Source organism: Neisseria sp. HMSC066H01 (genome assembly GCF_001837375.1).
Classification (GTDB): Bacteria; Pseudomonadota; Gammaproteobacteria; order Burkholderiales; family Neisseriaceae; genus Neisseria.
In genome coordinates this window covers 354,476-372,745 of the sequence record NZ_KV832194.1, presented here as the reverse complement: position 1 = coordinate 372,745, position 18,270 = coordinate 354,476, and the positions used below count along the sequence as shown (strand labels likewise).

Genomic DNA, 18,270 nt, shown 5'->3' with positions numbered 1-18,270 from the left:
GATATTTATCCATCGATTTTAATTGAGCGCGCCTCTGGATAATTTTTCATTTTATTGCACAATCTCTCATGAAAATATAACAAAACGTGCCCATAATACTGCCGTTATTACACTCTTACATTCAAAAGGAACCTCATGACTGCTGTTCTCATCGTTCTCGGCTTGATTGCCATTGTCGTCGGCATCTTAGGCACTATTTATCCCGCCCTGCCCGGATTGGGTTTGATGTTTGGTGGCGCATGGTTGTTGGGTTATGCCGGTGATTATCAAGTGTTTGGCTCGGGTACGCTGACCTTTTTGGCCATCGTTGCCGTATTCGGTACTGCGATGGACTATGTGGCGGGGGCATTGGGTGCAAAATATACCGGCGCAAGTAAAACTGCGGTTTGGGGCGCGTTTATCGGCGGCATCGTCGGCGCATTCTTCTCCATTCCCGGCCTGTTGCTCGGCCCGTTGACTGGTGCGGCCATCGGCGAATTTATCGCACGCAAAGACACTTGGCAGGCTGGCAAAGTCGGTATCGGTACGTTTATCGGCTTCATCATCGGCACCGTGGCCAAAATCGGCTGCGCCTTGACCATTGCAATGACCATCCTGTTTGTTTGGTTGGCCTCGTTGTTCTAAGACAAAACATTAAAGGCCGTCTGAATTTCAAGCATTCAGACGGCCTTTTCATTTCACTATTTATTTTCTTATTTGCCGCAGCAGGCTTTGTACTTTTTACCGCTGCCACATGGGCAAGGATCGTTGCGCCCCACTTTTTCGCCTTCGCGGCGGACGGTTTGCGGTTTATTGATGATGGCCTGCCAGTACCAGTAAATATCCAGCAGGACATGCGGCAAATCAGATTCCAGCTGGGTCAGCTCTTTTTCATTCAGATGCAAGATGACTTCGCCGTTTTCCTCGTCGTCATAAATACCGCCCAAAGCCATAATCGGGTAGAACAAATCTTCAAACTCTTCCTGATCGACTGCTTCAAACCAATCGGTAGGCACAATATCCAGTGCGTAAAGATAGGCGTTACACCAAGTGTAGAAATCCGGATTGCCGGCTTCATCTTCATAAAACCACAAATCAGGCAGGATTTTCTCATTGAGCTTCATGCGCATATCGGCGGCCATTGCCATCACCAAACGCTCGATTTCGGTACGCTCTTTGGCATCAAACAAAGATTCTTCACCCAAAATCTCAGGCAGCCAGTTGGTCGGATTCAAAGCATCCGGGCCGCTCAATAAAGCCATCATAAAACCCTGCACTTCATCACAACGCATGGTGTTGTGGGCTTCGGATTTAGCATCCAGCAATTCCATCAATCGGCTGCGTGCCGCTTCATCAAAAGTCAGTATTTGCATTTTCGTTCCTTAAAATAAAATCATATTATGGTTTTCAGACGGCCTGGGCATGGATACGCTGCCGCATTTGTTCAAACAGACAAACCGTTGCCGCCATCGCGACATTCAAGGATTCGGTTTGCCCCAACATGGGGATTTTGACACAGGCTTCAGCCTTCTCTTTTATTCGTTCACTCACGCCGCTGCCTTCGTTGCCAAACACCCAAGCACAGGGTTGACTGAGGTCCATTTCATACAACCCGATATTGCGGCCGCCCAAGGCGGTTGCCCAAATTGGATGCTGATACGTTTCCATCCAAGCGGATAATTCCACCCGGCTGAAAATAGATAGCAAAAAATGCGCACCCATCCCCGCCCGCAACACTTTGGGCGACCAGATATCTACGGAATCATTGCTACACACGATTTGCTTGACTCCGGCCGCCGCCGCGCTGCGCAAAATCGTGCCTGCATTGCCGGGGTCTTGTACCCGCTCCAATACCACGCAATCTCCGTTTGAAGGCAAGCCTGCCTGTTTCGGAATATCAATCCAAGTCATCACATCATCGGCATCGGTCAGACTGGTGATTTTAGACAGCGCTTCATTACCGACCCAAGTAATCAATCCCTCATCCAACTGCGCCGTAATTTCTTGAATTTCAGGATGGTGCTGTTTCTTTTCAGGCAGGTAAACCTGTTTGGGCGTACCGCCGCTTTGCAAATAAGTTTGCAGCAGATGTACACCTTCCAATACGGTTTCACCGCTTTCACGCCTTGCTTTAGCCTGCGTCAAAAGACGGAATAAATGTTTGAGCTGTTCGTTTTGAGCAGAGGTAATCAGTTTCATGGAGCGCATTATAACTGTTTTTGACTTCTTTGAAGCTATGCTTTCAGACGGCCTGACGGTTTTACTGCAAAAATAAAAACCCTTGCCATAAAGCAAGGGTTTTGCATGATTTCATTTTTTACTGCACAACAGTCTGCTGCTCATTTTTCTGCTCGGTACGGACAGTCGGACGGTTTTCAATTTTGCCGTCTTTCGCCGCATTCGGCACAACAGTCTCGCCAGGCTCGGAAGCTGCTTTATCGTCAGGCATACCGCTTACCGGAATGATATCTTGTGCAGGCTGAACATTAGACTTCTCGGCAACCGGCATAGCGTCACGAGAAGTTTGCGGCGTAAACTGCCATGCCGTCACAGCAATGGCACACACGCTGGCAGCGGCTGCAAAGAATTTAAAGAAGCCGTTATTGGCTGCTTCGCGATGAGTATATTTTTCCTGCTTGCCAGCAATCTCAGCTTGAGGCACTGTAAATGCTTTGCTTTGCATGCTTTCATCAGCCACCTTCGCCGCTGCGCCCTGACGGATACAGTCGCCGATAATGTGGTACTCATGCCAAGCGCGCAATGCTTCCTCGTCTGCCAATACGGCATCCAGCATCTCATCAGTCAATGCTTCACCGTCCATCAATGCGGACACATACTCCAATGCTTTATTTGTTTTGTCATTCATTCTATTACCACCTTTGATCTTCAGAAGTATCCAACAGCGGCCGCAAATCTTTTGCAATCAGTTCACGCGCTCTGAAAATACGCGAACGTACTGTACCTATCGGACAATCCACTACCCGAGCTATTTCTTCGTAAGACAAGCCGTCCATTTCCCTAAGCGTAATGGCTTGACGCATATCGTCTGGCAGTTGCGCAATGCTTGCCTCGACGGTCTGCAAGATTTCCCGATTCATCATCTCAGCTTCCGGCGTATGGTAATCCGCAATCTGATCGGTTAAATCGAGAACATCTCCTTCCTCATTGGCTGCTTCCGAACTGACAAAAAACTGACGACCCGAAGTGGTCAGGAAATTCTTTGCCGTATTGATACCGATACGGTACAGCCATGTATAAAACGCACTCTCACCGCGAAAATTAACCAGCGCACGATAAGCCCTAATCATTGCCTCTTGGGTTACATCGTGCACTTCATGCTCATCCTGAATAAAACGGGAAATCAGTCTGTTTAGCCGACGCTGATATTTGGACATCAGCATCTCGAATGCCTTATGGTCACCTTTCTGCGCGCGCTCCACCAAAACTTGATCTATTTGGCGATCGTTCATACCCACCCTTTAATCGTTTTACTGCTTTAAACCAAAAAATAGTAAAGCGTGCTGTGCACAATAAAGACAACACTGCTTTGAAATAGTTCCATAAGATTACATTTAATGGCAAAAGTTTATTCGTGTAGGTACTCTAATATAAGCTGTATTGCTTAATATACCTACACTTAGCACAAGTAGTTAAATTACTGATACTTACAAAATTTAGAGTTATTTACTTTACTTTTGCCATATATTCGACCAACTTTCTATGAACTGGCAGATAGCCTTGCTCTATTTGAACATCGCTTCCAACCCTAAGGTTAGCAACAGCAAGGCACTTGTTGCCCATACTTATGATAATCGGCCAATATTTACGCACGAATGGCATGATATGACACTCTTGCAATAGTTTTTCGACTGATTTTTCCCTCTGACCTGACTGAATCACGTCGCCCTCGGATACAGTTCTAAGCACTGCCTGCTTCTCCAACTCTTCTTCCGGCAAACCTCCTTGAAACGGTAATAAAACAAAACCGTTTTCCAGCAAAATATCTTTCAGGCGGCCTCGAACTTCCCTACCATTGCACCAAGGCAGCTGTTGAAATTCACTTTCTTGCCAAATAAACAACTGATCCCGATAGGCGACCAATTCGCCGTTTGGCAAACTCAACTGCGCCTGTTCTGCGGTTTCCAATACTCGGGCGAAATCGGCAATATTGTGATAAGAAGGCAATGATTCTGTTTGCTTTCGCAAAAAATACCAAAGCAACCGACGACGCAAAAGCGGCGTACATTGCCGCCACAGACTGATACTGAATATCCCGTTTAGACTGATGCGCTGGTATTCAGACTCAATCAATTCATCTAAAAGCTGCAAATCTTCCTGCAATAATCGAACATTGGCACAAATTTGCCGCTCAAAATTCGGAATCCGCTGCTGCCATTGTGGCAAAGCCTGATTTCTCATCCAATTGCGTAAATAGCCGGAGTCTTCATTACTCTCGTCTTCGACAAAAGACAGCCCCCACTGTTGCGCATACTCAGCCAGTTCCTGACGGGAAAATGCCAAAAGCGGCCGCCAGATTTGGATCTCTTCATTTAAATCACGCCATACCGGCATAGCCGCCATACCGCGCAATCCGCCGCCGCGCACGGCCGACAGCATAAATGTTTCGATTTGATCATTACGGTGATGGGCCAAAACAATAATTTTCTTCAGGCCGTCTGAAAATGCCTGATATCGGGCAGCCCTGGCCGCTGCTTCCAAACCTTTTCCTTGTTTTTCCACATTGACACGGCACACCCGCAAGGCAACATTCAAACGCTGACAATAATCCTGACAAAATTTAGCCCAACTGTCGGCATTGGTGCTTAAACCATGATGAACATGGACGGCGCGCAAATCAAAACGGCAGAATTCACGCATCCGGTGCAAAAGATGCAGCAGGACAACGGAATCCAATCCGCCGCTCAAACCGACTTCAAAAACAGTATGGTTCGGCGAATCAGGAAAAGCTGCTTGAAAACTTTTAAATAGGGAATCAGGGGATAGTTGCGACATTTCAGACGGCCTGAAATTATGAATGACTCAAAAATAGAATACAAAAAAAGCAAGCAGCGGCATCTGCTTGCTTTTTCAGCAGTCAAACTTATTTATCGGTAAATTTACCGTAAGCCATGATGCGGTCGAAACGGCGGGAAAGCAAATCAGGCATGGTCATGCTTTGCGCTTCGCTTAATTGCTGTTCCAAAACGGTTTTAACGTTTTTCATCGTGGTTTCGTAATCACGGTGTGCGCCGCCCAACGGCTCGTCAATGACTTTATCGATGAGATCCAATTCTTGCAGGCGTTTGGCGGTAATGCCCAATGCTTGCGCGGCGTCTGCTGCTTTTTCGGCAGTTTTCCAAAGAATAGAGGCGCAACCTTCAGGAGAAATCACCGAATAGGTCGAGTATTGCAGCATATTAATGTAGTCGCCGACAGCCACTGCCAACGCACCACCCGATCCGCCTTCGCCGATGATGGTACACAATACCGGTACATGCAGGCGGGTCAGTTCGTACAAATTACGGCCGATGGCTTCGGACTGGCCGCGCTCTTCCGCACCAATGCCAGGATACGCGCCCGGAGTATCGACAAAGGTCATGACCGGAATATTGAATTTCTCGGCAGTCTGCATCAAGCGCAGTGCTTTACGGTAACCCTCAGGACGCGGCATACCGAAATTGCGGCGGATTTTTTCTTTGGTATCGCGGCCTTTTTGATGGCCGATAACCATCACGCTTTGGCCGTTGAAACGAGCCAAACCGCCGACAATGGCATGATCGTCAGAATAATGGCGGTCGCCGTGCAACTCTTCAAAATCGGTAAAAATACCGTTGATGTAGTCCAAAGTATAAGGACGCTGCGGATGGCGGGACACTTGTGAAATTTGAGCCGGAGTCAGCTTGCTGAAAATTGACTTGGTCAACTCGTTGCTTTTCTTTTGCAGTCTGGCAATCTCGTCGGAAATATCGACGGCAGATTCATCTTGTACGAATCGCAACTCGTCGATTTTATTGGTTAATTCGGCGATGGGTTGTTCAAAGTCCAAAAAAACGGGTTTCATAAAACGAAGCTCTCGGTAATGGTTGCTGACATGATACGCTAATCAGACGTATTTGACAGCATTTCTCAAAGGGAAACTGCCATCTTTTGCAATAAAAAACTTTCAGACGGCCTTTAACAAAGAAATAGTATATCTGCACTAAACTCATGGAGTGCCGTATCTTATGATAAACTTCAATTCAGTTCAATCATTTCAAACAGGCTATGAAAAACGATCATGACAATTCGTCCATGCGCTTGGACAAATGGCTGTGGGCCGCGCGCTTTTTCAAGACCCGCGCGCTGGCACAAAAACATATTGAGCTGGGCAGGGTTTTGGTAAACGGCTCGAAAGTGAAAAACAGCAAAAATATTTCCGCCGGCGACACCATCGACATGACTTTGAACTCCCTACCCTACAAATTCAAAGTCGCCGCGCTCAATCATCAACGCCGCCCGGCACCGGAAGCGCGTTTATTGTACGAAGAAGACATGAAAACGGCTGCCGAACGCGAAGCTCAAAAACAACTCGACCAAGCCAGCCGCATCAGCGCCGCTTATCCGGACGGACGCCCGACCAAACGCGACCGCCGCCAGCTTGACCGCATGAAGCGCGATAGCTGGTAAAGCGCTTTATCCATTTTTTCAGACGGCCCTATATTCATGCCGTCTGAAAACCAAAAACAGGCAGGACATCCTGCCTGTTTTTTTATTTGTGATGATTAAAATTTATATTCTAACTGACCGCGAATAACGTTTACGTCCTGTTTATCCGTGCCAACGGTAGGCGTAACCTGTTTGCCGGCCAAATAGAAGCCTTTGAGTTTCCAGTTTTTCCAAGGAATATAAGTCGCACCGATTTGCACGCCTTGAACGTTTTTGCTGTAATCCTCAACAGAAGAGACACCGGACAACGAGCCGACACGGCGGTAGTTCAAGAATACGTCGTAAGAATTACGGACGTTCCAGTCGGCCGATTTATAGCGCACTTCAGTGAACACGCCGTCATTTTTGATTTTTTGTCCGGCATCATTATAAGCTTTGATATTGGACTTGCTGATCGCGGCCATCCAACGCCAATCGTCATTAAATTTAATGTCCGTACCAATTTCCCCGAAGACCGCATTTTTCTTTGCGCCGCGTACATCGATGTCTTTCATATAGCTGACGGTTGCGCCGACGTTGATATTCTCATTCACAGGCAACACGCTTTGAACTGCGGCAAAATGTCTGCGGCGACCGCCGATGCCCCATGCGTTGTCGTTCAGATTGCCTGTACGGCGGCCCGCATAGATTTTGGTCGGCAGGGTTTTATTGTCAAAGAAAATTTCGCCGCCAGTAACTTCGGTATCCCATACGCGGCCGTATGAAGAGAATGCGCCAAATTTACCGACACGCGCTTTGATGTTGTTGTACACAGTCCCTTCGGCATACAGTTTATTGACCGGCACATCATGATCGCCGTTAAATTTACCGGTTTCCAAATCGATATTCGGCTCGATTTGCGCTACCAATTTCCAATCTTTGTACAGTTTTGCGCGTAACCAAAACTCCGCGTTGAAGTTGGCATTGGTGTCTTCAGGCGTCGGGTTAACGCTGCTGTTGTTGGCATTGATGTCTTTGGTATCCACACGTACGCGCAAACCGCCGTTCACAGTCAACAAATCATTGAAAATGCTGATTTTATCGTCATCTTTGCGAATGATGCTGCCGGAATTTACATAATCGTTGGTGGTGGCCAAAGCCGCCGCATCACGCCCGCCATCAGCGTTCTCTGCCAATGAATAAGATGATGAAGCCAATAAAATACAGGTTGCAATCAGTTTGGTTTGAAATTTCATGCCGACTCTCCAAAAGAAGGTATTGAAAGTGAAGTATTCGATAAAGCGTACAAAATCGTGGATTTTGTAAAAATTATTCATTTTGTTTACTAATTATTTTTATCGTATGTAAATTAGTGTAATCAGTCAAGCAGATTTAAACGCTTTATCCGCTTTCAGACGGCCTCTTGATTCAGGTCAAACAGAAGCCTGCATATCAGGTTGTTCAAACTGCCGTTCCAAGGCATCGGCCAATGCCGTCCTGCGTTTTTGGTGGCATCCCACAGCCTGACACAATTCCTCTGCATTTCCCCAAAACACAAAACGTTCACGCGCGCGGGTAATGGCTGTGTAAAGCAAAGCCTTATCCAACCCTCGAGCTTCCTCTTCGCCCTCCGTCGTTGCAGGCACTGACGGCGGCAACAGCCATACTTCCCGATATTCCGAACCCTGGCTCTTGTGCACCGTCATGGCAAAAGCCGATTCAAAATCGGGCAAACGGCTGATGGCAATTTTTTTGAATCCATCTTTCTCAGGAAAATAGGCAGACAAGCCATTCAACGATTCTTCATCTTTCATAATCAGCCCGATGTCGCCGTTAAACACTTCCAGCATGTAATCATTATGCGTAATCATGATGATTTGTCCGGCAAACCAAGGCGTTTCGCCCGAAACCTTGCCTTGTCGTTGCAAATATTCTTGATAAGCCTGATTCAAATCATCCGCATCCTGCCGCCAAGCCGCCAATACCATCACATCGGCTGCATGACCGTAGGCGAGTGCGACATTATTCTCTGCCACGGCCTGCCAATAATCCTGTTGCTTTTGATACAGCAAAGCAACCTGCTCTTTCAGACGGCCTGATTTCATTTCCAACTCTTTGGGGAACTTGTTAAACTGTTCGACCGCAGTTTGCTTTTCCCCGGACACCACCGCCCTTGCCAAACAACCAATACCGCTGTCTGAGCCAAAACGGTGGCTGAACGTCAATTTGGCATTGTTTTGCGATAAAGCCTGAGGCCGCTCTTTAATCTCAAAGCCATGATTGGACAGATAAACTTCCAGCTTTTCAGCAGTTTCTTTATCCAAAGCCGTCGGACGCGACAACGCCGCCAACACAGCCCCCAAACCAACCGACGGCAACTGGTTTTCATCGCCAAGCAACACCAAACGACAACCGGTCGGCACGGCACGCAACAAATCCAACACCAGCGGCAAATCCAACATCGAAGCCTCATCCACCACCAAAACATCCAAAGCAAGCGGATGTTCATGATTGAACGCAGGGCGCATTTGCGGCGGCCGCAATTTCAACAATCGATGGACAGTCTGCCCTTCCAAGTTTTCCAAATGCGCTTTAATGCTCGGAGACAAATCAAAGCCATCCAAAGCCCGCTGCAAAGCCCGTGCCATATGTGCAGCCGCCTTGCCCGTCGGCGCAGCCAACGCGATACGGGGCAGCTTCGTACTGTTATTGCAAATCAGGCCCAAAAGCTTTGCGACGGTCGTGGTCTTACCCGTGCCCGGCCCGCCGGTAATCAGCATAAAGTTTTGCAGCAAGGCCAAAGCCGCAGCATCCCTCTGCTCTTTGCTGTCTTTAGGATCAAACCAATCACTCAGACTTTTTGAAGCCGCCATGAAATTCACTTCTTCCACCTCTGCGCTTGCCAGCCGTTTGATTTCGACAGCCAAATCATGCTCCAACTGCCACATCCGCCCTAAAAACAATTTCCGGCCTTGCAGGATAAGCGGTTTATCCGCATTGCCGACCAAATTCGGCAAGTTGCTTAAGGCATCGACATCCGCTTTATCCAAGTAAATAAACGAATGCCCGTTTTGCAAGGCTGCAAACAGTCGAACCACATAAGGCTCAATAACGGATGCGCCCTGTACTTCGTGGCGGCGGAAAAACGCTATGGCCGCATCTGCGGCAGAGGAAAGGAGAGAGTCGGTCGGATTCATGGCTCAGGATTGATGGATACGGAAAAAAGAAAGGCCGTCTGAAAAACAGCGTTTCCATAAATGAAAATCTATTTTTCAGACGGCCTCTATTATACCGTTCAAAGCATAAAATATTTGCCTGAAATAATAACCTTATTGCAGCACTTGCAGGCTGCCGTCTTTCATGGTCATTACCCGGTCGAAACGCTCAGCCAGCTCATCATCATGGGTCACCACAATCAGGCTGGTGTTCAATTCACGTTTCAAATCCAGCATCATGTCCAGCACATTTTGCGCATTTTTACGGTCAAGATTCCCCGTCGGCTCATCTGCCAACAGGCATTTCGGCTCATTAACCAAAGCACGGGCAATCGCCGCACGCTGACGCTCGCCGCCGGAAAGTTCGCTCGGACGGTGCAACATACGTTTGTCCAAACCGACCTTTTTCAGCATCTTGACAGCCTTCTCTTCAGCCATCGCCTTGGGCATTTTGCCGATTAAAAGCGGCATCATGACATTTTCCAAAGCAGAAAACTCAGGCAATAGATGGTGGAACTGATACACAAAGCCCAAATAACGGTTGCGCAATTCGCCCAACTGTTTTTGGCTCAAACCGCCCAAATCCTGATCCATCAGTATCACCTTGCCTTCAGACGGCATATCCAAGCCACCAAGAAGGTGCAACAACGTAGATTTACCGCTGCCTGACGAACCGATAATACTCACGCTTTCCGCTTCGGCAACTTCAAAATCCAAATGATTCAACACTTGCACATTCAATGCGCCGTCATTATAGCTTTTGCCAACGCCGATACATTTCAAAATTGTCTTACTCATAACGCAAAGCCTCCGCAGGTTGGGTTTTCGCAGCACGCCAGCTTGGATACAGTGTGGCGATAAATGCCAAGCCAAGCGAAATGCAGGCAATAACGGCGACGTCCTTCAAGTTCACATCGCTAGGCAGGTAATCGATGAAATAAACCTGTGAGTTAATCAAATGTACGCCGAACAGGTCTTCAAAAAACGCGACAATCTTGCCGACATTCCAACCCAGCAATACACCGCATACCACGCCCACAAGCGTACCGAAAAACCCCGCAAAAGCACCCTGCACCAAGAAAATCTTCATAACGCCGCCCGGGGACAAACCCAAAGTACGCAAAATCGCAATATCGGCTTGTTTTTCCGTTACCGCCATTACCAAAGACGAGACGAGGTTAAACGCAGCAACCGCGATAATCAGTGTCAAAATGATGAACATCATGCGTTTTTCCAACTCAACGGCTTCAAAATAGCTGCGGTTGTTAAACGTCCAGTCACGCACCCACACTTCATCTTTTTTAGCATCGGGAATCAAATTGGCAATAAAAGACGGCGCATTCTGAGGATCGGCCAACCGCAAACGCAGCCCACCGACATTTTCACCCAGTCGATACAAGACTTGCGCATCCTTGATATGCGTCATGGCCAATGTGTTATCGACTTCATAGACACCGGTTTTTACCACACCGACCACATTAAACTGCTTCAAGCGCGGCACTACGCCGGCAGGAGTAACATTACCCTCCGGCGTAATCACAGTAACTTTACCGCCAAGCTCCGTACCCAATGCCTCAGCCAGCCCTTGACCTAAAATAATATCAAATTCGCCCGGCTTCAAATCGTCAAAACTGCCGGCCGGCATATCCTTGCCGTAATCAACGACATTTTTTTCTTCAGACGGCAAGATACCGCGTATCTGTACACCGCGCACTTCTCCTGCATTGGCAAGCAAAGCTTGATCGGAAACATAAGGCGCGCTGGCCAATACTTCCTTTTTGCCTTTTACAAATTCGCGCAAATTCTGCCAACCCGGCGCACTGCCGACATCGTAATAGCCGATTTCCGCATGAGGTGCAACGTTCAACAATTGACCGCGTATCTCTTTCTGAAATCCGTTCATTACCGATAACACCACAATCAGCGCCGTTACGCCCAAGGCGATACCGGCGATTGAAATCATAGTAATAAATGACATAAAGCCGTTGCGTTTTTTCGCACGCAAATAGCGCAGGCCTATCCAAGTTTCTAAAGAAGCCATTCAAAAATGCCTCATTCGTTTGTCAAAAAAGGCTTATTGTACCGTAAAACCGACAGGTCGTCCGATTGCCCGACTGATGTGGCATTCAGGAATAAATTGTATGTAAAACCATGTATCTTCCCGTAAATTCCGCCGAAAAACTTGCACAATCGCCCAATCGCCCTTATTCTGAAGCTGTGACTCGTTTTGTCACCATCAAAAAGGAAATACACTAATGAACAGCAAAAAATTCTTGGCCCTCGTATCCGTAGCTGTAGGTTTGTCATTCAGCTTCAATGCATATGCCGCCAAAGAAATCAAAATCAGTTCAAACAATACCGCTTACTCCGACGCCGATGTTCAAAAACTGGCAGCCACTGCTGTCGGCATGGGCGTAAAAGAACCTGTCAGCCTCAACAGCGGAAACGGTGTTGTTACCGTATCCGGCAGCAGCGCAACCAAATGCGCATTCAAAGTCGGCAACGGCGATACGCCTCAAATTCAAGGCGTGAGCTGCAAATAATCTGATTTCATCAATGAAAAGGCCGTCTGAAAGACTTTCAGACGGCCTTTTCATATTGGCATTTAAGAGTGGATGTTTCTTCTATCGTAAACGGCTTGAGCCAAAGTACCGGCATCCACATATTCCATCTCGCCGCCCAAAGGGATTCCCCTTGCCAACCGGCTGACTTTATAAGGAAGATTTTTAAACAATTCCGCCAACACATACGCTGTCGCGTCGCCTTCGGCTGTGAAGTTGGTTGCAATGATAATTTCCTCAATATCACTCGCCTGCAGACGCGCCACCAGCTTATCTAATGCGACTGCCGAAATATCCATGCCCTGCGCCGGGCTGACTTGCCCCATCAAAACAAAATACAGGCCATCATGGCAATTGGCCGCCTCCATGCTGGAGAGATCCGCCGGCATATGCACAATCATCAAACGACTTTTATCGCGTTTTTCGTCTGCGCAAATTTCACACAAATCACCTTCGCAAAATGTGTTGCACATCCGACAATGCTGCACCTGCTTCAAAGCAAACTGCAAAGCGTCCACCAATTCCTGAGCCTCTTCGCGTTTGTACTGTAAAAGCTGGTAGGCCATACGTTGTGCGGATTTCGGGCCGACATTGGGCAATATTTTTAAAGCATTAATCAAGCGGACAAAGGCATCAGGATTTTTATTCATGATTTCAGACGGCCTTTAAAAAGATGGCTAAAAATAAGAAAACAGCCGGAATTCATCCGGCTGCCCTACTCTAATATTCTGCTTATTCGGCAGCATTATTAACTTGTTGTGCACCTTGCGTACGATCGATTTTCTTATCCAAATACTGGAGCAAGGCATCGAAAACATTGGCAGAAAGCTGCTGAACCAAAGCCTGTTTGGCAGCCGGAATCTGTGAATCGGCATTTTCAGGAGCAGAAACGCTCTGAACTTCCATAATCACCGGCGCAGGCATACCTTCCAACAATGTATACGCAGGTTTGCCGCCGACAGGACGCGCTTTCAGCAAAGCCGCATAAGCCTCCGGAGACATGGTTTTACGTGCATCTTGCGCGCTCAATTGAGAAACAGGCGACCATTGAACATCGGCAGCTTTACCGGCTTTCAAAGCAGCCAAAGTTTCCTGGGCTTTTTTCTCTGCCAGTTTGGCGGCTTCAGAGCGCTGATATGCTGCACGGACAGTGTCTTTGACTTCCGCAAATGGTGCGATTTTCTCTTCGCGCACTTCTTTTGCACGAATGACCCAAACGGTATCGTTGTTGATGGTGATCACTTCAGAATTGTGTTTTTTCTTCAGTACATCATCACTAAACGCGGCATTAATCAATGCTTCAGGCAAGCCGGCTTCCTTCGCGCCCGCTTTGGTCACCCATTCATCCAGGCTTTCTACTTTCAAACCTGAATTGGCGGCCGCTTTTGCCAAAGAAGACGGATCATTGAAGGTATCTTCGCCCAGTTTTTCTTTAGCGGCATTAAAGGCAGAAGCTGCTTTTTTCAGTTTCAAGGCTGCTTCGATACGCGCTTTAGCTTGTTCCAAAGTTGGCTCAGCTTCGACATTCAAAACTTTAATGACGTGATAACCCAAAGACGATTTAACGGTATCGCTGACTTCGCCTTTGCCCAATGCAAATGCCGCTTTATCAAATTCCGGCCCGAAGCCGCTGCCGCCGCTTTTGCTCAGATAACCCAAGTTGCCGCCTTTATTGCTGCTGGACAAGTCTTTGGAATACTTGGCCGCCAGCTCGGCAAACGAATCTGGATGTGCTTTAAGCTCCGCAGCCATTTTGTCCACTTCGGCTTTAATTTCCGCATTGCTTGCTTCATCTCCATTAGGCATGACCGGAATGAAAATATGCGCAATTTCGGCTCTTGGCGATAAATCTACGCTTTTACTGTCGTAAGCTTTTTGTACTTCTTCCGCACTGACGGTTTGCTTGTCAGCCAAATCTTTGATGCTCAAAGCTACATATTCCAGCTTAACGGCTTGAGGAATCAAGTAATCTTTCTTATGCGCTTCATAATATTTTTGCAAAGCCGCATCATCTACTTTGACTTGTGCCGCAAATGCTTCAGGGCTGAACGTAAATGAACGGATGGTACGCGTTGCTTGAGTCAGGTTAATCAACTGACGCGCTTGCGCATCGCTGACCAAAGCGCCGTTTTGCACCAAATTCAACAGATTTTGCAATTGGAACTGTTCACGGATATCTTCAACGAACTGATCCTCGGTCATCCTGCGTTGATCCAAATATTTCTTGAGCAAATCCTGGCTGAATTTACCGGAAGCATCATGGAAATTCGGATCATCCACAATAACTTGCTTGATTTGTTCCTGAGACACAGCAATGCCCATCAGCTTGGCACCCTGCTTCAGATAAGCACGTTGCAATAACGATTGGAATACCGCATCACGCGAAGGCGCATTATTGCCGGCAGCCTGCTCGTTTTGTATCGCAATCTGTAAAGCGTGTTCGCTGACTTTCTCATCCCCGACTTTGACAATGTAATCAGAACCCGGCGAAGACAAATTATTGGCACCGAATCCGATAAAGGTCAGACCGATGATACCTAAAACAATCTGGGCGGGTGTTTTATATTTTTCAACAATATGGAACATATTTATCCGAAAGAAAAGTTTGGCGTGGCAGCAGGAAAATGCTGCCGCAAAAATCTTAAAATCCTGAAAACAGGCTCAAAGCGCGTATTGTAACGTATTTTTTCGAGGCTTGCTTTTTCAGACGGCCTAAAAACCCTAAAAATGCCTTATCCGAAAATTTCCTGATACGCTTCTACTGAAAATCCGACATGAACCTGTCCTTCTTTGACTAACACAGGCCGCTTGATGATACTGGGATTCTTCACCATTAAAACAATTGCACCTTCTTTTGTGGCGGCAGATTCTTGCGCATCTTTATCCAACTTGCGCCAAGTCGTGCCTCTTTTATTGAGCAAAATTTCCAAAGCTGCCTGCTCCAGCCAGCCATCAATCAATTCGGCAGTCGGGGCGTTTTTCTTAAAATCTACAAACTCAAACTCGATGCCGTTTCCCGCCAACCAACTGCGCGCTTTTTTAACCGTATCGCAATTGGGAATACCGTATAGTTTTATCATCTTATTTATCCTTGTTTTCATTCATGAAATCACAAATTCAGGCCGTCTGAAACCTTTCAGACGGCCTGAATTGAATGCTGCTTATTTCTTAGCAGCTTTCTTCACTTTAATCTTCACGCTTTTGCCTTGGGCGTTATTTTTACGCCCGGCTTTGACGGAAGCTGTTTTCGCCTGCGCTTTTTTCTTACCTGCGGCTTTAGGTTTGCTTGGTTTAGCCGGCTTGGAAGCAGGTTTGCTTTTTACCTTACCCTTCTTTGCCTTCGCGGGAGCAGACAACGCTTCATCAATTTCTTTAGCCGAAAGTTTACGCTTACGCTTTTCGACAGGTTTGTCAGCAGCTGTCGGCTTGCCCACAGGTTTTGCTTTTCTACCGCCGCGTTTCTTACCGACTGAGCCGCCGCTGATTAAGGTCAAATCAATCTTGCTGGTATCCAAATCGGCACGCGCAACTTTTACAGTAACCGTATCGCCCATGTTGAAACGGACACCGCTGCGTTCGCCCTCAATCGCCATAATTTCAGGACGGAAGTTGAAATAGTCCTCTCCCAAATCGCTGATGTGAACCAAGCCGTCGATATGAATATCGTCCAGAGTTACAAAAATACCGAAGCTGGTCATGCCCGAAATCTTGCCGCTGAAGACTTCGCCGACTTTGTCGCGCATATAATAAGTTTTTAGCCAATTTTCTACATCGCGGCTGGCATCATCCGCTCGGCGCTCGCAGAAAGAGGTATGTACGCCCAAAGCCTGCCAGGTTTTATTGGGTTGATAAGTTTGCCCGTTCAATACAGCTTTGATGGCACGATGCACCGTCAAATCCGGATAACGGCGGATAGGCGAAGTAAAGTGTGCATATGCACCATAAGCCAAACCAAAGTGACCGTCGCAATGCGGCTCATAAACCGCCTGTTGCATAGAACGCAACATCATCACTTGCAACAGCTCCGCATCCGGACGGTTTTTAAATTGTTCGGCAAGCGCAGCATAGTCTTTCGGCGTCGGATTATCGCCGCCGCCCAAACTCAACCCCAGCAAACCAAGCTGCTCGCGTAAAGTGGCCAGTTTTTCGGGGGTTGGGCCCAAGTGATTGCGGAATAAAGCCGTATGTTTGTTTTTCAGCAAGAACTCTGCCGCACAAACATTCGCCGCCAACATACATTCTTCAATCAGCTTGTGCGCATCGTTGCGTACAACGGGAACAATCTTGTCGATTTTACCGTTGTCGTCAAAAATCATCTGGGTTTCAACGCTCTCAAATTCAACCGCGCCACGCTCAAAACGTTTTTTCTGCAAGATTTTAAATAACTTATACAGAGTGTCGATTTGCGGTTTAAACGGATGATCTCGGCCGTCTGAAATCCAATCCCAAACTTGATTGTAAGTTAGTCGCGCATGCGAACGCATTACTGCCGGATAGAAACGGTATTCCTTGATATTACCAGCATAAGTAATCACCATATCGCACACCATACACAGGCGTTCGACATCAGGATTGAGCGAGCAGATGCCGTTGGACAAATTCTCCGGCAGCATCGGAATCACACGGCGCGGGAAATACACGCTGGTACTGCGTTCTTGAGCATCTACATCAATCGCGTCATCAGGGCGGACATAATGACTGACATCGGCTATCGCCACCACCAAGCGGTAATTGCGGCCGATTTTTTCGGCAAAAACCGCATCGTCAAAGTCCCGCGCAGTTTCGCCGTCAATGGTTACCAAAGGCAAATCGCGTAGATCCACGCGCCCTTTCAAGTCGGTTTTACGCACATGATCGGGAATTTTCTTCGCAGCTTTGGCACACGCTTCGCTGAATTGATGAGGCAAATGGTGCTTGCGCACAGCGATTTCGATTTCCATACCGCTGTCGGCATAATTGCCCAACACTTCAATGATTTTCGCTACGGCAGGGCGGTTTTGCTCGGGGTAAGTCTCAATTTCACCGACAATGACTTGACCGGATTGCGGTTTAAAGTGCGCTACGCTTTCAGGTTCCAAAACAATGCTTTGATTCAAGCGTTTGTCTTCCGCCTCCAAAATCGCCACGCCGCGATCCATATAAAAACGGCCGACCACTTTAGACTGCGCACGCTCCACCACATCTAAAACCGTACCTTCGCGACGGCCTCTGCGGTCGATACCGGCAGGGCGCACGGTAACAATATCCCCGTGCATCACGCCGCGCATCTGACGCTCATACAAAACGAAATCGCCCTCGCCTGTCGGTGTGAGCGGCACGGCAAAACCAAAGCCGTCTTTATGTGCTTCCACACGGCATTTAACCAATGCCAATTTTTCTGCCGCGCATACCGCGCCACGTCGATTAATCAACACCTGGCCATCGCGCGCCATCGCTTTCAGACGGCGCTCGAGGAATTCATATTCATCTTCTGCAATCGACAATTCATGTGCCAAAGCTTCAATTTTTGTCGGCACACCTTTTTGTTCCAATAATTCAATGACCCATTCACGGCTGGGTAACGGATGAGCGTAACGTTGTTTCTCCCGCTCTAAATACGGGTCTTTTTCTCGTAAATTTAAAGATTTAGTATTTTTGTTCATTTTGATGGTTGACATTCTTTTTTTAAAATATATAATAGCTGCTTCTTCGCAGTACAGGTAGTCAACTCTACCTGAAATTGAAGAATAAAGCAAAGCCCAGGTGGCGGAATTGGTAGACGCGCTAGCTTCAGGTGCTAGTGTCCTCACGGGCGTGGAAGTTCGAGTCTTCTCCTGGGCACCAAATAGTTTGGTGCTTCTTTGCTTAAGAAAATTTAAATTGCCCAGGTGGCGGAATTGGTAGACGCGCTA

At 47.5% G+C, this 18,270-nt stretch carries 17 protein-coding genes and 2 tRNA genes (1 of these 19 running past the window's edge); 5 read left to right on the top strand and 14 right to left on the bottom strand.

The genetic code is table 11. The features are described from left to right. Positions 1 to 135: 135 nt before the first annotated feature. Positions 136 to 624 (top strand): DUF456 domain-containing protein, encoded by a 489-nt coding sequence (locus HMPREF2551_RS05955; RefSeq protein WP_070712772.1) that lies wholly within the window; start codon positions 136 to 138, stop codon positions 622 to 624. Positions 625 to 692: 68 nt separating this feature from the next. Here HMPREF2551_RS05955 and HMPREF2551_RS05950 read toward each other — a convergent pair whose 3' ends face one another. The 6 genes from HMPREF2551_RS05950 to HMPREF2551_RS05925 form a co-directional block, all read right to left on the bottom strand. Beyond that, positions 693 to 1,352, bottom strand: coding sequence for a YecA family protein (locus HMPREF2551_RS05950; RefSeq protein ID WP_049348483.1), 660 nt, complete (start codon positions 1,350 to 1,352; stop codon positions 693 to 695). 34 nt (positions 1,353 to 1,386) lie between these two features. After that, positions 1,387 to 2,178 carry a TrmH family RNA methyltransferase gene (locus HMPREF2551_RS05945; protein ID WP_070838048.1) on the bottom strand — a complete coding sequence of 264 codons (792 nt, stop codon included), beginning with the start codon at positions 2,176 to 2,178 and terminating at the stop codon, positions 1,387 to 1,389. A 118-nt stretch (positions 2,179 to 2,296) separates the two neighbouring features. Further along, a complete protein-coding gene (locus tag HMPREF2551_RS05940; RefSeq protein WP_070837827.1) occupies positions 2,297 to 2,845 on the bottom strand; it encodes a sigma-E factor negative regulatory protein in 549 nt (182 codons plus the stop codon). Positions 2,846 to 2,849: 4 nt separating this feature from the next. Continuing rightward, complete coding sequence (gene rpoE, locus HMPREF2551_RS05935; protein ID WP_004519728.1) at positions 2,850 to 3,449, bottom strand: RNA polymerase sigma factor RpoE; 600 nt, start codon at positions 3,447 to 3,449, stop codon at positions 2,850 to 2,852. A 214-nt stretch (positions 3,450 to 3,663) separates the two neighbouring features. Then, complete coding sequence (gene tilS / locus HMPREF2551_RS05930; protein ID WP_070837824.1) at positions 3,664 to 4,992, bottom strand: tRNA lysidine(34) synthetase TilS; 1,329 nt, start codon at positions 4,990 to 4,992, stop codon at positions 3,664 to 3,666. A gap of 88 nt (positions 4,993 to 5,080) precedes the next feature. Then, the gene (locus HMPREF2551_RS05925; protein ID WP_036490719.1) at positions 5,081 to 6,040 is read right to left on the bottom strand and encodes an acetyl-CoA carboxylase carboxyltransferase subunit alpha; all 960 of its coding nucleotides are present in this window, start codon (positions 6,038 to 6,040) and stop codon (positions 5,081 to 5,083) included. A gap of 203 nt (positions 6,041 to 6,243) precedes the next feature. On the opposite strand from HMPREF2551_RS05925, the gene HMPREF2551_RS05920 reads away from it, so the two are divergent. Further along, on the top strand, positions 6,244 to 6,645 hold the full coding sequence (locus HMPREF2551_RS05920) for an RNA-binding S4 domain-containing protein (protein WP_003679090.1): 402 nt from the start codon (positions 6,244 to 6,246) through the stop codon (positions 6,643 to 6,645). 95 nt (positions 6,646 to 6,740) lie between these two features. Here the strand turns inward: HMPREF2551_RS05920 and HMPREF2551_RS05915 are convergent, their stop codons facing one another. The 4 genes from HMPREF2551_RS05915 to HMPREF2551_RS05900 all read right to left on the bottom strand — a co-directional run bounded on the left by HMPREF2551_RS05915 (position 6,741) and on the right by HMPREF2551_RS05900 (position 11,859). Then, entirely contained in the window at positions 6,741 to 7,940 is a 1,200-nt protein-coding gene (locus HMPREF2551_RS05915; RefSeq protein ID WP_070837820.1) for a hypothetical protein, read from the bottom strand. 96 nt (positions 7,941 to 8,036) lie between these two features. Then, the gene (recD, locus tag HMPREF2551_RS05910) at positions 8,037 to 9,800 is read right to left on the bottom strand and encodes an exodeoxyribonuclease V subunit alpha (RefSeq protein WP_070837816.1); all 1,764 of its coding nucleotides are present in this window, start codon (positions 9,798 to 9,800) and stop codon (positions 8,037 to 8,039) included. 132 nt (positions 9,801 to 9,932) lie between these two features. Continuing rightward, on the bottom strand, positions 9,933 to 10,616 hold the full coding sequence (gene lolD / locus HMPREF2551_RS05905; protein WP_003679081.1) for a lipoprotein-releasing ABC transporter ATP-binding protein LolD: 684 nt from the start codon (positions 10,614 to 10,616) through the stop codon (positions 9,933 to 9,935). After that, positions 10,609 to 11,859 carry a lipoprotein-releasing ABC transporter permease subunit gene (locus tag HMPREF2551_RS05900; protein WP_070837813.1) on the bottom strand — a complete coding sequence of 417 codons (1,251 nt, stop codon included), beginning with the start codon at positions 11,857 to 11,859 and terminating at the stop codon, positions 10,609 to 10,611. The genes lolD and HMPREF2551_RS05900 overlap by 8 nt, the downstream gene beginning before the upstream one ends. 214 nt (positions 11,860 to 12,073) lie before the next feature. Here HMPREF2551_RS05900 and HMPREF2551_RS05895 point away from each other — a divergent pair, with 214 nt between their 5' ends. Further along, on the top strand, positions 12,074 to 12,361 hold the full coding sequence (locus HMPREF2551_RS05895) for a hypothetical protein (protein ID WP_003683377.1): 288 nt from the start codon (positions 12,074 to 12,076) through the stop codon (positions 12,359 to 12,361). Positions 12,362 to 12,423: 62 nt separating this feature from the next. On the opposite strand, the gene recR is transcribed toward HMPREF2551_RS05895, so the two are convergent. The 4 genes from recR to rnr form a co-directional block, all read right to left on the bottom strand. Further along, positions 12,424 to 13,029 carry a recombination mediator RecR gene (gene recR, locus HMPREF2551_RS05890; RefSeq protein ID WP_070837810.1) on the bottom strand — a complete coding sequence of 202 codons (606 nt, stop codon included), beginning with the start codon at positions 13,027 to 13,029 and terminating at the stop codon, positions 12,424 to 12,426. Between the two features lie 82 nt (positions 13,030 to 13,111). Further along, positions 13,112 to 14,965 (bottom strand): SurA N-terminal domain-containing protein, encoded by a 1,854-nt coding sequence (locus HMPREF2551_RS05885; protein WP_070837806.1) that lies wholly within the window; start codon positions 14,963 to 14,965, stop codon positions 13,112 to 13,114. 146 nt (positions 14,966 to 15,111) lie between these two features. Continuing rightward, entirely contained in the window at positions 15,112 to 15,459 is a 348-nt protein-coding gene (locus HMPREF2551_RS05880; RefSeq protein ID WP_070837803.1) for an arsenate reductase, read from the bottom strand. Between the two features lie 81 nt (positions 15,460 to 15,540). Then, complete coding sequence (gene rnr / locus HMPREF2551_RS05875; protein WP_070837801.1) at positions 15,541 to 18,036, bottom strand: ribonuclease R; 2,496 nt, start codon at positions 18,034 to 18,036, stop codon at positions 15,541 to 15,543. A gap of 79 nt (positions 18,037 to 18,115) precedes the next feature. Between rnr and HMPREF2551_RS05870 the strand changes: the two genes are divergently transcribed. Next, positions 18,116 to 18,202, top strand: a tRNA-Leu gene (locus tag HMPREF2551_RS05870). Positions 18,203 to 18,240: 38 nt separating this feature from the next. Further along, a tRNA-Leu gene (locus HMPREF2551_RS10650) sits at positions 18,241 to 18,270 on the top strand; it runs 172 nt beyond the window's last position.

Bases quoted from the DNA above. Each gene is read 5' to 3' on its own strand.
- HMPREF2551_RS05955 (WP_070712772.1), top strand. From the start codon at position 136: ATGACTGCTGTTCTCATCGTTCTCGGCTTGATTGCCATTGTCGTCGGC.
- HMPREF2551_RS05950 (WP_049348483.1), bottom strand. From the start codon at position 1,352: ATGCAAATACTGACTTTTGATGAAGCGGCACGCAGCCGATTGATGGAA.
- HMPREF2551_RS05945 (WP_070838048.1), bottom strand. From the start codon at position 2,178: ATGAAACTGATTACCTCTGCTCAAAACGAACAGCTCAAACATTTATTC.
- HMPREF2551_RS05940 (WP_070837827.1), bottom strand. From the start codon at position 2,845: ATGAATGACAAAACAAATAAAGCATTGGAGTATGTGTCCGCATTGATG.
- rpoE (WP_004519728.1), bottom strand. From the start codon at position 3,449: ATGAACGATCGCCAAATAGATCAAGTTTTGGTGGAGCGCGCGCAGAAA.
- tilS (WP_070837824.1), bottom strand. From the start codon at position 4,992: ATGTCGCAACTATCCCCTGATTCCCTATTTAAAAGTTTTCAAGCAGCT.
- HMPREF2551_RS05925 (WP_036490719.1), bottom strand. From the start codon at position 6,040: ATGAAACCCGTTTTTTTGGACTTTGAACAACCCATCGCCGAATTAACC.
- HMPREF2551_RS05920 (WP_003679090.1), top strand. From the start codon at position 6,244: ATGAAAAACGATCATGACAATTCGTCCATGCGCTTGGACAAATGGCTG.
- HMPREF2551_RS05915 (WP_070837820.1), bottom strand. From the start codon at position 7,940: ATGAATAATTTTTACAAAATCCACGATTTTGTACGCTTTATCGAATAC.
- recD (WP_070837816.1), bottom strand. From the start codon at position 9,800: ATGAATCCGACCGACTCTCTCCTTTCCTCTGCCGCAGATGCGGCCATA.
- lolD (WP_003679081.1), bottom strand. From the start codon at position 10,616: ATGAGTAAGACAATTTTGAAATGTATCGGCGTTGGCAAAAGCTATAAT.
- HMPREF2551_RS05900 (WP_070837813.1), bottom strand. From the start codon at position 11,859: ATGGCTTCTTTAGAAACTTGGATAGGCCTGCGCTATTTGCGTGCGAAA.
- HMPREF2551_RS05895 (WP_003683377.1), top strand. From the start codon at position 12,074: ATGAACAGCAAAAAATTCTTGGCCCTCGTATCCGTAGCTGTAGGTTTG.
- recR (WP_070837810.1), bottom strand. From the start codon at position 13,029: ATGAATAAAAATCCTGATGCCTTTGTCCGCTTGATTAATGCTTTAAAA.
- HMPREF2551_RS05885 (WP_070837806.1), bottom strand. From the start codon at position 14,965: ATGTTCCATATTGTTGAAAAATATAAAACACCCGCCCAGATTGTTTTA.
- HMPREF2551_RS05880 (WP_070837803.1), bottom strand. From the start codon at position 15,459: ATGATAAAACTATACGGTATTCCCAATTGCGATACGGTTAAAAAAGCG.
- rnr (WP_070837801.1), bottom strand. From the start codon at position 18,036: ATGTCAACCATCAAAATGAACAAAAATACTAAATCTTTAAATTTACGA.